At 69.1% G+C, this 15,098-nt stretch carries 9 protein-coding genes and 1 other RNA gene; 7 read left to right on the top strand and 3 right to left on the bottom strand.

Features of this window, described 5'->3' with window-relative positions; translation table 11 throughout:
* Positions 1-13 precede the first annotated feature (13 nt).
* Positions 14-1,468, bottom strand: a complete 1,455-nt coding sequence (locus tag OHA77_RS13645; protein WP_406318431.1) for an FAD-binding oxidoreductase — start codon at positions 1,466-1,468, stop codon at positions 14-16.
* 998 nt (positions 1,469-2,466) lie between these two features.
* On the opposite strand from OHA77_RS13645, the gene OHA77_RS13640 reads away from it, so the two are divergent.
* Positions 2,467-7,344: an NAD-glutamate dehydrogenase gene (locus OHA77_RS13640; protein ID WP_406318430.1), complete on the top strand. Its 4,878-nt coding sequence runs from the start codon at positions 2,467-2,469 to the stop codon at positions 7,342-7,344.
* Positions 7,345-7,525: 181 nt separating this feature from the next.
* On the opposite strand, the gene OHA77_RS13635 is transcribed toward OHA77_RS13640, so the two are convergent.
* Positions 7,526-8,566 carry a hypothetical protein gene (locus OHA77_RS13635; RefSeq protein WP_406318429.1) on the bottom strand — a complete coding sequence of 347 codons (1,041 nt, stop codon included), beginning with the start codon at positions 8,564-8,566 and terminating at the stop codon, positions 7,526-7,528.
* A 99-nt stretch (positions 8,567-8,665) separates the two neighbouring features.
* Between OHA77_RS13635 and prfB the strand changes: the two genes are divergently transcribed.
* Positions 8,666-9,784: a peptide chain release factor 2 gene (gene prfB, locus OHA77_RS13630; RefSeq protein WP_326820239.1), complete on the top strand. Its 1,119-nt coding sequence runs from the start codon at positions 8,666-8,668 to the stop codon at positions 9,782-9,784.
* Between the two features lie 90 nt (positions 9,785-9,874).
* On the opposite strand, the gene OHA77_RS13625 is transcribed toward prfB, so the two are convergent.
* The gene (locus OHA77_RS13625) at positions 9,875-10,066 is read right to left on the bottom strand and encodes a hypothetical protein (RefSeq protein ID WP_406318428.1); all 192 of its coding nucleotides are present in this window, start codon (positions 10,064-10,066) and stop codon (positions 9,875-9,877) included.
* 235 nt (positions 10,067-10,301) lie between these two features.
* Between OHA77_RS13625 and ftsE the strand changes: the two genes are divergently transcribed.
* The 5 genes from ftsE (at position 10,302) to ssrA (ending at position 15,093) form a co-directional block, all read left to right on the top strand.
* Entirely contained in the window at positions 10,302-10,991 is a 690-nt protein-coding gene (gene ftsE / locus OHA77_RS13620) for a cell division ATP-binding protein FtsE (protein ID WP_012888192.1), read from the top strand.
* A 30-nt stretch (positions 10,992-11,021) separates the two neighbouring features.
* On the top strand, positions 11,022-11,927 hold the full coding sequence (gene ftsX / locus OHA77_RS13615; protein WP_406318427.1) for a permease-like cell division protein FtsX: 906 nt from the start codon (positions 11,022-11,024) through the stop codon (positions 11,925-11,927).
* Between the two features lie 86 nt (positions 11,928-12,013).
* On the top strand, positions 12,014-12,481 hold the full coding sequence (gene smpB, locus OHA77_RS13610; protein ID WP_184755839.1) for an SsrA-binding protein SmpB: 468 nt from the start codon (positions 12,014-12,016) through the stop codon (positions 12,479-12,481).
* A 2-nt stretch (positions 12,482-12,483) separates the two neighbouring features.
* The gene (locus tag OHA77_RS13605) at positions 12,484-14,370 is read left to right on the top strand and encodes a penicillin-binding transpeptidase domain-containing protein (protein WP_326820242.1); all 1,887 of its coding nucleotides are present in this window, start codon (positions 12,484-12,486) and stop codon (positions 14,368-14,370) included.
* Positions 14,371-14,708: 338 nt separating this feature from the next.
* Positions 14,709-15,093, top strand: a transfer-messenger RNA (tmRNA) gene (gene ssrA / locus OHA77_RS13600).
* The last annotated feature ends 5 nt before the right edge of the window (positions 15,094-15,098 follow it).

Genomic DNA, 15,098 nt, shown 5'->3' with positions numbered 1-15,098 from the left:
GTTTCCCAAGGCCTCAGATGCCCTGCGGGAGGCGGAAGAGGCGGCCGGGGTCGTGGACGGCCTTGATCCGGGCGAGCCGTCCGGCGTTCGCCCCGTAGTAGGCCGTGCGCCAGCCGGCGAGTTCGGGGTCGATGTAGTTGACGTAGGCGTGGTCGCCGAAGTGGGGGCGCATCCGGGTGTGCGCGGCCCTGGCCCAGCTCGCCGCCCCCGCGCGGTGGGCGTAGTACTGCACGCTGTAGAGGGCGGTCCGGTGCGGGAAGGCGGTGGCCTCGGGGCGGACCCTGCCGACGGCGCCGCCGAGGGCGTCCAGCAGCACCGTGTGGTTGCCCGGCCGGGCGACCTCGGCGACCAGCGCCCTGGCGCCGGCCTCCGACAGCGGCCGGTAGGCCAGGTGAGACTTGGCCGCGAAGGTGTCGCGCGGCAGCCTGCCGTCACGGGTCTGACCGGGCAGGGAACCGCCCTGATGGCACTGGGAGACCGACCGCGTGGCGCACCCTGCCATGATCATCATGGCCTGGCGGTAGGACGTCTGCCGGACGGAGCCGGAGGAGACCGCGCCGATCCGGTCGGCCAGCCGGTCCAGCAGCCGCTCACAGCTCGCCTTGTCCCCCAGGTGGAGACCGGCGATCTGCACGTCCGTCCCGCCGTCGCGGCTCAGGTGCATGGTGGACCACAGCTCGTCGGGCACGGAGGGCGCCCACGCCTGCCACGCCCGGAGCGCCGTGGCGGCCTTCGCCCACGGCCAGTGCAGGAAGAACACCGTGACCTCGCGCGTGGGGTGGGTCCGGAAACCGAAGGAGACCGCCACGCCGAGGTTGCCGCCGCCCCCGCCACGTGAGGCCCAGTAGAGGTCGGGGTTGTGGTCGGCGTCGCAGGTCAGCAGTCGGCCGTCCGCCGTGACGATCCGGACGGACTCCATCACGTCGCAGGTCAGGCCGTACTTCCTGGACACCACGCCGATCCCGCCGCCCAGCGCCAGCCCGCTCACTCCCACCGTGGGGCAGCTCCCCGCCGGGATGCTGACCCCCCTCGCTCCCAGCCTGTCGTAGACGTCGACGAGTTTGGCGCCGGCCCCGACGGTCGCCCGGCCGGACGCATGGCTGATCTCGTTCAGCCGGGAGACGTCGAGGACCAGGCCGGTCCCGGTGGACCAGCCGGCATAGGAGTGCCCACCCGACCGTACGGCCAGCGGCACGTTCATCCGGCGGGCGAAGCCGACGCACTCGACCACGTCGGAGGGGGTGGCGCAGTAGGCCACGCCCGCGGGCCGTACCGTGTCGAAGGCGGGGTTGAACAGGCGGCGGGCCGCGTCGTAGGTGGCGTCGCCGGGGCGGATGAGCCGGCCGTCCAGTCCGCCCGCGAGGGCGTTCCAGTCCGACCGGGAGGGGACGGCCGTCGCGGGCAGCCCGGCTCCCAGGGACAGGGCGGCCATGCCGCCGATCTGAAGGAACGTCCGTCTGTCCGGCACAGGCCGCATGATCGTCTCCCGAAGTTTCGATCTTCCGCCTGTTGAGACGACCGCCTGGCCCATCCGGTTGGTCACATTCGCATCACTTCACCGGGTGCGTCGGAGGCGTGACGGCGCAGGTTTCCGGAGGCCGGCGTCGGAGGCGTGACGGCGCAGGTCTCCGGAGGGTCGCGTCGGAGGCGTGACGGCGCAGGTCTCCGTATGCCGGCGCCGTCGCCGGACAGGCGTCCCCGCGGTCCGGCCGCCCGGCCCGGTCTCGGCGGGCGATGGGGCGGTGAAAGACGGGCAACTCTCCGACGGTTCCCGCCGCGGCCTCTACGATTGGTGAGGGGGAGGGAATCCCGGCTCCCGGAACCGGATGAGAGAACCCACCCCCGGGCGTCGCCGAGTGAGATCGTCCCGATATCTTCAGCAGTGAGAAGACCGCCAGGTTGACGGGCGAGAAGGCCGCCACGTTGACGTTTTACGTATTTTCGGGTGGTATCAAGGGCGGCGGCATGCTTCGGTCAACGGGGATCGAGGCGAGTGGCCGCTGGAGGTGTCGTGCCACGGGCCAAGCCCGGTGAGCGGAGTGACGTGAGCTGTCTGGGTCGCCCGAGGGGGACCGGTGATACCGGAACCGTCCGGCGGCGTCGCCGCTCCTCCGGGTCCACAGCGTGCGATGCTGTTCCCATCGCCCTCTCCCGGCGAGGATCCGCCGTCTCCGACCAGGAGGCCTCCGGCTCCACGCCGATGGCGGCCGGGCACCGCGGATCCCATGACGATCCGTGGCCACCGGCCGCGGGTCGGCTCGCTCACGACGAGGCGGCCCCGCCGCGGGCCTGTCACATGGCGGAACCGTGGATCGACCCGGAGCCGGACGCGCGTGGTCCGTCGGAGACGCCGTACCTCCCGGAGCGCACGCTCCAGTACTACTTCCCCTTTCTGTGGGAACTACGGACTTGTTCCTAGATCCCTGCCAATTTGCAAAAAATCCCTCACAAAGGAGTGAGAGCGACATGCCGCTCGACGAGGCGAAGGACGAGCTGCTCAGGAGTGCCGCGGAGATGTGCGCGCACACACCGGGCAGCGATCACCTGGGTGTTGAGGAGGCGCTCGCCTATCTCAGGCTCTACTACCGGCATGTCGCGCCAGAGGACCTGCTGAACCGCAACCCGGTCGACGTGTACGGCCCGGCCATGACCCAGCGGCAGCTCGCGGAGAACCGCCCCCAGGGCCGTGCCCTGGTGCGGGCCTACACGCCGACCCTGGAGGAGCACGGCTGGGACCCCGGATCCTCGGTCATCGAGGTGGTCACCGACGACATGTCCTTCCTGGTCGACTCGGTGACGATGGAGCTCGACCGGCACCACATCGGCACCCGGCTCGTCGTCCACCCCCAGATGCGGGTGCGCAGGGACATGACGGGCAGGATGCTCCACAAGGACCGGGACGACGTGACCGGGCAGACGCTCGTCGAGTCCTGGATACACGTCGAGATAGACCGGCAGACCGACCCGGCCGCCCTCAGGGAGCTCGAAACCGACCTGCAGCGGGTCCTGGGGGATGTGCGCTACGCCGTCGAGGACTCCGTCAAGATGCGGGCCCTCGCCCTGCAGACCGCGGAGGACGTGTCGGTCAGTCCGCCGCCGCTGGACCTGGCGGGTGTCGAGGACAGCCTGGAGCTGATGCGCTGGCTGGCCGACGGGCACTTCACCTTCCTCGGCTACCGCGAATACCGCCTGGAGGAGGGCGAGGAAGGCGCCGCGCTGCGCCCGGTGCCCGGGACCGGGCTGGGGATCCTCCGCCACGACAAGGCGGGCTCCGACAGCTTCGCCGCGCTCTCTCCCGAGCTGCGTGCCAAGGCCCGTGAGAAGCAGCAGATGCTGATCGTCACCAAGGCCAACACCCGCGCCACCGTGTACCGGCCGACCTACCTGGACTACGTGGGCGTGAAGCTCTTCGACGCCGCCGGCGAGGTCGTCGGCGAGCGGCGCTTCCTCGGCCTGTTCACCCACGTGGCCTACAGTGAGTCGATCTCCCGCATCCCGGTGCTCCGGCGCAAGCTGGCCGAGGTCCTCGACCTGGCCGGGCTGGCCCCCGACAGCCACGACGGCAAGGACCTCATCGAGATCCTGGAGACCTTCCCCCGGGACGAGCTCTTCCAGACCTCGGTGGAGCAGCTTCTGCCGATCGCGCTCGGCGTGCTCAGGCTCCGGGAGCGCAAGCAGGTCAAGGTCTTCCTCCGCCCGGACGACTACGGCCGCTACGTCTCGTGCCTGGTCTACCTGCCGCGGGACCGCTACACCACCAAGATCCGCGTCAAGATGCAGGAGATCCTGCTCAAGGCGGTCGGCGGCACCTCCTTCGACTACAGCGCGATGATCGGAGAGTCGGCCCTCGCCCGGCTGCACGTGGTCGTGCGCGGCGAGCGGGGCAAGCCGCTGGACGCCGACGCGGTCAACGTGGAGGAGCTGGAGGCCAGGCTGGCCGGCGCCACCCGGTCCTGGGACGACGACCTGGCCACCGCCATCACCGAACTGAGCTCCGAGGAGGACGCGCCCCGGCTCATCCGCCGGTACGCCTCCGCGTTCCCCGAGGGCTACAAGGCCGACTTCCCGGCCCGGATGGCGGTCGCCGACCTGCGGCGCCTGGAGGTGCTCGCCGGTTCCTCCGACGAGATCGGGATGAACCTCTACGAGCCCTACGAGGCCGTGGACGGTGCGCGCCGGTTCAAGCTCTACCGGATCGGCGCGCCCATCTCGCTGTCGCACGTGCTGCCGCTGCTCCAGCGGATGGGCGTCGAGGTGGTCGACGAGCGGCCGTACGAGATCGACCGCGACAACGACCCGGACACCAAGGACGCCTGGATCTACGACTTCGGCCTGCGTTACACCCCCTCGGCGGAGGTGGACAGGGACGAGTTCAAGAGGCTGTTCCAGGACGCGTTCGACGCGCTCTGGCGCGGCCGGGTGGAGAGCGACGGTTTCAACGCGCTCGTCCTGGCCGCCGGACTGACCTGGGAGCAGGCCGAGATCCTGCGGGTCTACGCCAAATACCTGCGCCAGGCCGGCACCACGTTCAGCCAGGACTACATCGAGCGGGTGCTGCTCGGAAACGTACGGCTCGCGCGGCTGCTGGTGCGGCTGTTCGAGGCCAGGCTCGACCCCCGTCGCTCGGAGGAGGTCCGCTCGGAGCTGCAGGAGGCGATGCAGGAGGAGATCCTCGGCGCGCTGGACGACGTGGCCTCCCTGGACGAGGACCGGATCCTGCGGGCCTACCTGGAGATGATCAAGGCGACGCTGCGGACGAACTACTTCCAGACGGTGGACGGCGAGCGCAAGCCGTACATCAGCCTGAAGTTCGACTCGCCGTCGATCAGCGTGCTGCCGCTGCCCCGGCCGAAGTTCGAGGTCTTCGTCTACTCGCCCCGGGTCGAGGGCGTGCACCTGCGCTTCGGCAAGGTCGCGCGGGGCGGCCTGCGCTGGTCGGACCGGATGGAGGACTTCCGTACGGAGGTTCTCGGGCTGGTGAAGGCGCAGATGGTGAAGAACACCGTCATCGTCCCCACCGGCTCCAAGGGCGGCTTCGTCGTGAAAAATCCGCCTAAGTCGGGTGCACGGGAGGACGTGCTCGCCGAGGGCGTCGCCTGCTACCGGATGTTCATCTCCGGCCTGCTGGACCTCACCGACAACCTCGTCGACGGCCAGGTGGTCCCGCCCGCCGACGTGGTCAGGCACGACGGGGACGACACCTACCTGGTGGTCGCCGCCGACAAGGGCACCGCGACGTTCTCCGACATCGCCAACGACGTGGCGAAGAAGTACGGCTTCTGGCTGGGCGACGCCTTCGCCTCGGGCGGCTCGATCGGCTATGACCACAAGGGCATGGGCATCACCGCCCGCGGTGCCTGGGAGTCGGTCAAATACCACTTCCGCACGACCGGCGTGGACATCCAGACCACCGACTTCACGGTGGTCGGCGTCGGCGACATGTCCGGCGACGTGTTCGGCAACGGCATGCTGCTCTCCCAGCACATCAGGCTGGTCGCCGCCTTCGACCACCGGCACATCTTCGTCGACCCCGACCCGGACGCCGCGCGCGGTTACGCCGAACGTGCCCGGCTGTTCGCGCTGCCGCGCAGCTCGTGGGCCGACTACGACACCTCGCTCATCACCCCGGGCGGTGGCGTCTGGCCGCGCACGGCCAAGTCGATCCCGGTGACCCCGCAGATGCGCGCCGCGCTCGGCATCGCCGACGGTGTGGCCTCACTGGCCCCCAACGACCTGATCAGCGCCATCCTGCGGGCCCCGGTCGACCTGCTGTGGAACGGGGGCATCGGCACCTACGCCAAGGCGTCGGGCGAGTCGCACGCCGACGTCGGCGACAAGGCCAACGACGGCCTGCGGGTCAACGCCGCCGAGCTGCGCTGCAAGGTGATCGGGGAGGGCGGCAACCTGGGCTTCACCCAGCTGGCCCGGATCGAGTTCGCGCTCGGCGGGGGGCTCGTCAACACCGACTTCATCGACAACTCGGCGGGGGTGGACACCTCCGACCACGAGGTGAACATCAAGGTCCTGCTGGACCGGGCGGTCCGCGACGGCGAGCTCACCGACAAGCAGCGCAACCAGCTCTTCCTCGACATGACCGACGAGGTCGGGCAGCTCGTGCTGCGGGACAACTACGACCAGAACGTGGTGCTGGCCGCCGCCCGCGCACAGGCGGCCGAGATGCTGCACATCCACTCGCGCCAGCTCCGCAGGCTGGAACGGGCCGGGCTGGTCAACCGGGAGCTGGAGTTCCTGCCGTCGGACAAGACGCTCGCCGAGCGGCGTCAGGCCGGGCTCGGGCTGACCGCGCCGGAGTTCTCGGTGCTGCTGGCCTACACCAAGCTGGTGGTGGACGCCGAGATCCTCGGTTCGGATCTGCCCGACGACCCCTACCTGGCGTCCTGGCTGGTGTCCTACTTCCCGACGGCGCTGCGCGAGCGCTTCCGCGACTACATGGACGCCCACCCGCTCCGCCGGGAGATCATCACCACCGGCGTGGTGAACGACCTGGTCAACTCCAGCGGAACCACCTTCATGTTCCGTCTCGGCGAGGAGAGCGGCGCGTCCACCCCGGACATCGCCCGCGCCTACCTCGTCACGCGCGAGGTCTTCGACCTGCCCAGCTTCTGGCGGCAGATCGAGGCGCTGAACAACAAGGTGGACACCTCAACGCAGATCGCCATGGAGCTGGAGGCCCGCAAGCTGGCCGAGCGCGGCACCCGCTGGCTGCTCGGCAACCGCCGCGCGCCGCTGGACCTGGCCTCCACGGTGAGCTTCTTCGCCAAGGGCATGAACGGGCTGCTGGCGGACGTGCCCAAGCTGCTGACCGGTTCGGACCTGGTGGCGTTCGAGGAGCGCAGGGACGGTTTCGTCGCCCGGGGCGTGCCCGCCGACCTGGCCGAGCGGGTCGCCGCGATGGTCCCGGCCTACTCCACGTTCGATCTCGTGGAGGTCTCCTCCTACACCGGCAGGCCGGTGAGCGAGGTGGCCGAGGTCTACTTCGACCTGGCCGACCGGCTCCAGCTCTCCGGGCTCCGTGAGCGCGTCATCGCCCTGCCCAGGGACAACCGGTGGAACTCCATGGCCAGGGCCGCGCTCCGCGACGATCTCTACGCCGCGCACGCCACGCTCACCCGTGACGTCATGATGCACAGCACGCCGGGGCTGTCGCCCGAGGAGCGCCTGGCGCACTGGACCGAGGCCAACTCGGCGGCGATGAGCCGGGCCCGGCAGACCCTGTCGGAGATCTGGGAGAGCGACAACTTCGATCTCGCCACGCTCTCGGTGGCGCTGCGCGCGATCCGCACGCTGGTGGCGGCCACCAACCTGCCGCACAGCGAGGCCTGACCGGCCCGCGGCGATCCGGGCCCTCGGACGGGGCCCGGATGGCCGTCCCGTGGAGGACCGTGCCCGCCCGGTCTCCAGGGCGCTCAGCGGGCCCTCGGAAAAGACTCTCGGAAGGGCGCTCAGCGGGCCCTCGGCAGGGGCGCTCGTCAGGGGCGCTCGGAAGGGCCCCTGGGACGCTCTCTCAGGAGGCGAAGACCTTGGTGATCCCGCCCAGGTAGCCGATCACCCTGGCCGGCCGGTGGCTGTTCCTGGCCGGGACGGTGCTCACGTACAGCTGCGTCTCGACGGTGCGCAACTGCTTGTTGGCGGAACTCGCCCCGGCCAGCTTCCGGTCCTTCGGCGGCACCCGGACCTCCGTCGCGCAGGGGTGGAGCACGGTGGTCACGGTGGTGGTCCTGATCAGTGAGTAGGTGACCATGGCCCCGCCGTCGACGGTGCGCAGGGCGTGCACCGGGTAGCTGCTCGCGGCGAAGATCGAGTCGTAGTCCATGCACTCCTCCCCCCGGTAGCGCCTCCGGTTGTCGGTGATCTCGTCGGCGTAGCCGGTGGTGCGCGGGCCCTCCGCGACCAGCCCGGCGGTGAACCCCCCGGTGCCCTCCTCCGCCGAGGTCGCGTGGAGCGGAGCCATGAGCCGCGGGCTGATCGCGACGGTCATGTCCTCGGAGTCCAGCGCGGTGGCGTAGCCCTGCGGGTCCTTGGCGATCTCCGGTGCCCGGGTCCCCGGCTCCAGCAGGGAGGTGGAGCTGAGCGACCAGCCCTTCTCCTCGTGCTTGAAGGTCAGTACGGCGGTGCGCGTGTCACCCGTTCTGTCCCAGCGGTTCACGATCGCGGCGAACCAGTAGGAGCCCCGCTGGGCCCGGGGGACCAGCAACTGCGGCCTGCCCCAGGTGTAGCGGGGGAGGGTGCCCACCAGGCCGCCCGCGGCCACCCGGGCGAGGGCCTGCTGCCCGTCGCTGGTCTGCTCCAGCAGGTTCCTGACGTCGGCGTCCTGACGCGGCGTCGCACGGCTCAGCACCTCCTGCGCGCCCAGGATGCCCGCCACCACCCGCTCGGCCTCGGCGAGCGTGACCGGGGGCTCGGCCAGGGCGGCCGGGGACGGGGTGGCGCCGGCCGCCGAGGGTGTCTTCTCCGCCGGGGCGCCGCCGGAACCCGAGCAGGCCGTGGCCACGGCCATCAGGACCAGGACGGGCGCGAGCAGATTCCGTCGACCACGTCCCCGCACGTCCGCCTCCCGATGGGTCTCCTCCCGCGCCCATGCTAGCCATGGCACAGGTGCGTGCCGTACACAACGGGGTTCGGTGGTCGCGTACCCTTTACAGACGTGGCACTCATCGACCCGGCAGAAGAGATCACCGAGCTTACCGGCACCCTGAACAGCATTCAGGACGTGCTCGACGTCGACGCGATACGAAAGCAGCTCGAAGAGCTCGGGGAGCAGGCCGCCGCGCCCGACCTGTGGAACGACCAGGAGCATGCCCAGAAGGTCACCAGCAAGCTCTCCTACCTGCAGGGTGAGGTCAACAGGGTCGAGACCCTGGGCCGGCGGCTGGAGGACCTGAGCGTCCTGTACGAGCTCGCCGCCGCCGAGGACGACGAGGAGACCCGCGAGGAGGCCGACCGCGAGCTGGCGTCCCTGCGGAGCGACATCGGCGCCCTGGAGGTCCGCACCCTGCTCTCCGGGGAGTACGACGGCCGTGAGGCGGTCGTCACGATCCAGTCCCAGGCCGGTGGCGTGGACGCCGCCGACTGGGCCCAGATGCTCCAGCGGATGTATCTGCGGTGGGCCGAGCGCAAGGGCTACCCGACGGAGGTCTACGAGACCTCCTACGCCGAGGAGGCCGGGATCAAGTCGACGACCTTCACCGTGAAGGCGCCCTACGCCTACGGCACGCTCCGCGGCGAGCACGGCACGCACCGGCTGGTCCGCATCAGCCCGTTCGACAACCAGGGCCGCCGCCAGACCTCCTTCGCGGGCGTCGACGTGGTGCCGGTCGTCGAGACGACCGACCACATCGACATCAACGAGGACGACCTGCGGGTCGACGTCTACCGGTCCTCCGGTCCCGGCGGTCAGGGCGTCAACACCACCGACTCCGCGGTCCGCCTGACCCACCTGCCCACCGGCATCGTGGTCTCCTGCCAGAACGAGCGCTCCCAGCTGCAGAACAAGGCGACCGCGATGGCGGTCCTGCAGTCCAAGCTGCTGGAGCGCAAGCGGCAGGAGGAGGCCGCGGCGCTGAACGAGATCCGGGGCGAGTCCACCACCTCGTGGGGCACCCAGATCCGCAATTACGTGCTGCACCCCTACCAGATCGTCAAGGATCTGCGGACCGGCACCGAGGCGGGCAACCCCAGCACGGTGCTCGACGGCGACCTCGACGAGTTCATCGAGTCGGAGATCCGCTGGACCCGTCGCCAGGAGTCGGGCGTCGAGCAGTGACGCCGTGGCACCGGGGGCGCGAGGGTGCCTCTGGCACGCCCCCGGGTGCCCCGTGAAGTCCTTGTCGAGGTCCCTTCCGAGGGGAAGGCCTCAGGCGCCCGTGAGGTGCTTCAGGGCGAGGGTGAGGAAGAACAGGGCGAGCAGCGCGAAAGAGATCAGCGCGGGGGTCATCCCGCCCAGTCCATGATGGTGCATCCGCTCCCGGTTGGCGCGGCACATGGGGCAGCGGCCCTCCGCGACAGGGTGCGCGCACCCCGCGCAGACGAGGTCTTCACAGCTCATGTTGTCCTCCCTCTTCGAGGTCAGAACTACTTTATGTGGTCATTACCGTGCGCCGAATCGTTTTGTTTCCGTTATGGACTTTCCATGCCAGTCTTCCCCCTAGACTGGGCTCCGGCCAACCGGAACGTCGATCACAAGTAAGGATCGGCGCCCCCCGGCCGGCGAGAGGCGGAAGTGGACCTCTGCCCCTCCCGCGACCGTCCTACCCCCTAGACTGGCATGCCGTGATGCGCCCGTGATCCATTTTGATAATGTCACCAAGGTCTACGCGAACCAGAACCGCCCCGCGTTGGACCACGTCAGCGTCGATGTCGACAAGGGCGAGTTCGTGTTCCTCGTCGGCCCCTCGGGCTCGGGAAAGTCGACCTTTCTCCGCCTGGTCCTGAAGGAGGAGCGCCCCAACTCGGGGGCGATCCATGTGGCCGGCAAAGATCTCGCCCGACTGTCCAATTTCAAGATCCCGCACCTGCGCCGCCGGATCGGCTGCGTCTTCCAGGACTTCCGGCTGCTGCCGAACAAGAACGTGTACGAGAACGTCGCGTTCGCCCTGGAGGTCATCGGCAAGCCCCGGCGGTTCATCCGCAAGGTCGTGCCCGAGGTCGTCGAGCTCGTCGGCCTGGAGGGCAAGGCCCATCGGATGCCCGATGAGTTGTCCGGTGGCGAGCAGCAGCGGGTCGCGATGGCCCGCGCCTTCGTCAACCGGCCTATGATCCTGCTTGCTGACGAGCCGACCGGAAACATCGACCCGGCGACGAGCATCGGCATCATGAAGGTGCTCGATCGGATCAACCGGACCGGCACTACCGTCGTCATGGCCACGCACGACGCGGCCATCGTCGACTCCATGCGCAAGCGCGTAGTGGAACTGGAGGACGGAAAGATCGTCCGAGACCAGTCGCGTGGCGTGTACGGCCAGGCGTACTGACCCAGGACCAGAGACAGCGACAGGAAGAGCATGCGGGCAAACTTCATCTTCTCCGAGGTCTGGATTGGCCTCCGCCGTAACCTCACGATGACCGTCGCGGTCATCGTGACCGTGGCCATCGGCATGGCGCTGCTGGGTGTGGGTCTGATGATCAACACCCAGATCTCCAGCATGAAGGACTTCTGGTCGGACAAGGTCGAGGTCTCCGTCTACCTGTGCAAGAAGAACGACGTCTTCCCGGTGTGCAAGGGCAGCGGCGGCGTCAACGCGCAGGAGCAGGCAGAGCTCAAGACGAAGATCGAGGCGATGCCCGAGGTCCAGCGGGTCGAGTTCGAGGACGCGGCCGCGGCCTACAAGAACTGGCGGGCTCAGAACGCCAGCAACACCGTGATGCTCTCCGCCATTCAGGCGGAGGACATGCCGGAGTCCTTCCGGGTCAAGCTGAAGGATCCGAAGACCTACCCGGCGGTGATCCAGAACCTCCAGGGCACCCCGGGGGTCTCCAACGTGATCAACCAGCAGGCGCTCCTGGAGAACTTCTTCGGGCTGCTGGAGGTCGTCGGCTGGGCGGCCCTGGTGATCGCGATCACCCTGGTCTTCGCGGCCGCGCTGCTGATCGGCAACACGGTCCGGCTGTCGGCCTACAACCGCCGACGTGAGACCGGCATCATGCGGCTGGTCGGGGCCTCCAACCTCTACATCCAGCTCCCGTTCGTGATGGAGGGGGTCATCGCCGGCCTCCTCGGCGGCGTGGTGGCGGCGGTGCTGCTGATCGTCAGCAAGGTGTTCATCTTCGACAAGGTGCAGAAATTCCTGGCCAACAGCGAGCTCACCTGGGAAACCGTGGCGACGGTGATCTCCTTTACGATGGTCATCGGCGTGGTCATCTGTGTCCTCGCCTCGTTCTTCACGCTCCGCCGCTACCTGCGGGTGTGACGGGGCCATGCTCATGACCCGCTCGCCCGGGCGCCTCCCGCGCTCGGGCGCGGTCCGCCGCTCCGGACCCCGGTAGGCTCAAGGACATGCCACGTGAGACCGGGCGGAAGGTCATCGCCCAGAACAAGCGTGCCTGGCACGATTACCACATCGAGGACACCTACGAAGCTGGTCTCGTGTTGCAGGGCACCGAGGTCAAGTCGCTCCGCCTCGGCCGAGCCTCCCTCCTTGACGGCTACGCGGTGATCAAGGACGGTGAGGCCTGGTTGATCAACGTCCACATCCCCGAATACACCATGGGGACCTGGACGAACCACGCGGCGCGGCGCACCCGCAAGCTGCTGCTGCACCGCAAGGAGATCGACAAGCTGGTCTCCAAGACGAAGGAGGGCGGCCTCACCCTGGTGCCGCTCGCGATCTACTTCAAAGACGGCAAGGCCAAGATCGAGATTGGCCTTGCGAAGGGCAAGAAGGACTGGGACAAGCGGCAGACGCTGGCCGAGAATCAGGCCAAGCGTGAGATGGCCCGCTCACTGAGGTACAGGAACAGGTAATTGTGACGGGGAAGGCTCGGCGGACCGTTGCCGCGGCGCTCGCGCTGGCGGTGACGACCCCCATGCTGTCCGCGTGTTTCGAGGAGCCGTCGGCCCACGAGGCGGTGCGTGACTTTCTGGTCGGCTGGCAGACCGGCGACTACGCCATGGCCGCCCGGCGTACCGACGGAGACCAGAAGGTGGTCCGCCGGGCACTGGAGGACGCCAAGATCCACCTTGACGCGGCCTCGTTCCGCTTCAGGCTCAACGGGCTCCGGAGCGTGGGAGAGCGGACCGAGGCCGACTTCGAGGCCGAGGTCGACCTCGGAGAGAACAACCCCCTGTGGGAGTACGCCGGCCGGCTCCCGCTCCAGCTGGTGGACGGCCAGTGGAAGGTGCACTGGTCGCCCAGCGTGATCCACCCCCAGTTGCACGAGGGCGAGCGTTTCGCCGTGGACGTCACGCCCTACGGGCGCAGATCGATCCTCGACCGCACCAACGATCCGCTCCAGCAGCCGGCGACCCTGTACGTGGCGACCGTCGTCCCGTCCATGCTGAAGGATCCGGTCGCGGTCTGCCGGCAGCTCTCCAAGATCACCGGATTCCCGCAGGACCGGCTGCTCAGCAAGATCCGTTCGGCGATCCCCAACGCCCAGGTGCCGCTGGTCACCTTCGGCCGGCTCAAGTACGACCAGCTCCGTGCGCGCCTTGAGGCCATCCCGGGAGTCACCACCTCCCCGGAGCCGCTGCTGATCGATCCCGAGTCACCCGCCCAGATCGTCGGCTCCGTCACCGCCGTCACCCCGGAGAGCGAGCAGCAGCTCGGCGGGCCGCAGCGGGCCGGAGACACCGTCGGCCGCAGCGGCCTGCAGAAGGCCTACCAGGAATACCTCACCGGATCCACCGAGACCCGTGTGATCACCCTGAACGCCAAGACCTCGAAAGAGGTCACCGAGCTGCGCAAGTGGCCTCCCAGCCGGTCCAACTCCGAGGTGCGGACCACGCTCGACCGCTCCATCCAGAAGGCCGCCGACACCGCGCTGCTCGGCGACGGGGTGCCGGCCATGCTGGTGGCGGTCCAGGCCTCGACCGGCGAGGTGCGGGCCGTCGGCACCACGAAGGAGTACAACCAGGAGAGGCAGGCGCTCGCCGGGAAGTTCCACGCGGGGAGCATCTTCTCGATCATGTCCGTCGAGGGGCTGCTCAAGGCCAAGGTGAGCTTCAAACAGAAGCTCGCCTGCCCGGTCGACCGGACCGTGGGCGGCGCCCAGTTCCACCAGACCGCGGCCCCCGCCGGGAGCACGCTGAGCATCCAGGGCGCCTTCGCCAACGGTTGTGTGACCGCGCTGGCCTCGCTGGCCCGCAGGGTCGACGGTGCGGAGCTGGCGGCCAGCGCCGCGCGGTTCGGCATCGGCTCCCAGTGGAGCCTGCCGCTGAAGACCTTCAGCGGCAAGGTGAGCCAGATGAAGAACGACGCCGCCACCGCCAAGGCCATCGCCGGGCAGAACGTCCTGGTCAGCCCGCTCTCCATGGCGCTGGTCGCCGGGGCGGTCGCCCGGGGCACCTGGCGGCCGCCCGTCCTGGTCACCGAGCCCAGGACCCCGGACCCCTCGGCCGAGGCCGCGCCGCCGAAGGCGCCAGATCCGATCGACATCGACCCGGCGACGATCAGCACCCTCAAGTCGCTCATGCGGGCCGGCGTGTCCTCGGGCTCGGCCCGTTCGGCCGCCGCGGCGGGCGATCCGGTCTACGGCATCACCGCCTCCGCCGCCCAGGGGCGCAAGCCGATGGCCTGGTTCGTCGGCTGGCAGGAGGACGTGGCGGTGGCGGTGCTGGCGCAGAGCTCCGACTCCACCGCGGGGGCGGCCATCGCCGGACGGTTCTTCCAGGGGCTGCACACCGGGTTGTAGCTCAGCGGAACATTCTCAACACTCCAGGCAACCATCGCGCGCCCCGGCTGCGTCTTTCCAGATGACCGGGGGCCGCTCGGGGGTTGCGGCCCCGGTCGCCGCGATGAGACCAGGGTCCCGTTTCGGGGGAGGCTCTGGCCGTCCGGACCGGCACGACCCTGCCGGTCGACCCCGGGGACGTGTGCGACAGCGCCGCGTTCCCGGGGTTTCGGCACCTCCCGTACGGCCTTCCCGACCTCGGAGCGGTCGGCCGGCCGGGAATTCAGTTGGCGTTACCCGTGTTGTAGCGGGTATCTTCGGATAGCTCGGTCCCTCGGGATCGGGTTGAAAACTCAACAGGGGGTGACTGGTTTCGACTTTGACTTTGCAATTCAGGGGAAGCGGGCCGAGGACTGCGGACATAACCTCGTTAACACTGTGACCGCGACCAACAAGTGCCAATAAGACGCACTCCGAAGTCAGCCAGGGCAACCTGGCACTCGCCGCCTAAGCAGCGAGTGACTTCTGCCGGCCCGGGAGCGCCTCCGGCCCGGATCCGGCATCGCTAGGAGGCTCAACCGATCGACCCGGCCACGGGGAAGATCGGGAAATCAAACAGTGGCTGAGCCCGTCGGCGTCTTGCCTGTGTGATCGCCGGGGCTGAGAAAAGCAGAACAGGCTGTGCCCGGAGAAGCCCTGTTTTGGAGTTGAAGGACGCGGGTTCGATTCCCGCCACCTCCACCCCCGTT

The organism is Streptosporangium sp. NBC_01639 (assembly GCF_045209755.1).
Classification (GTDB): domain Bacteria; phylum Actinomycetota; class Actinomycetes; order Streptosporangiales; family Streptosporangiaceae; genus Streptosporangium.
This window is presented reverse-complemented; position numbering and strand designations above follow the sequence as displayed.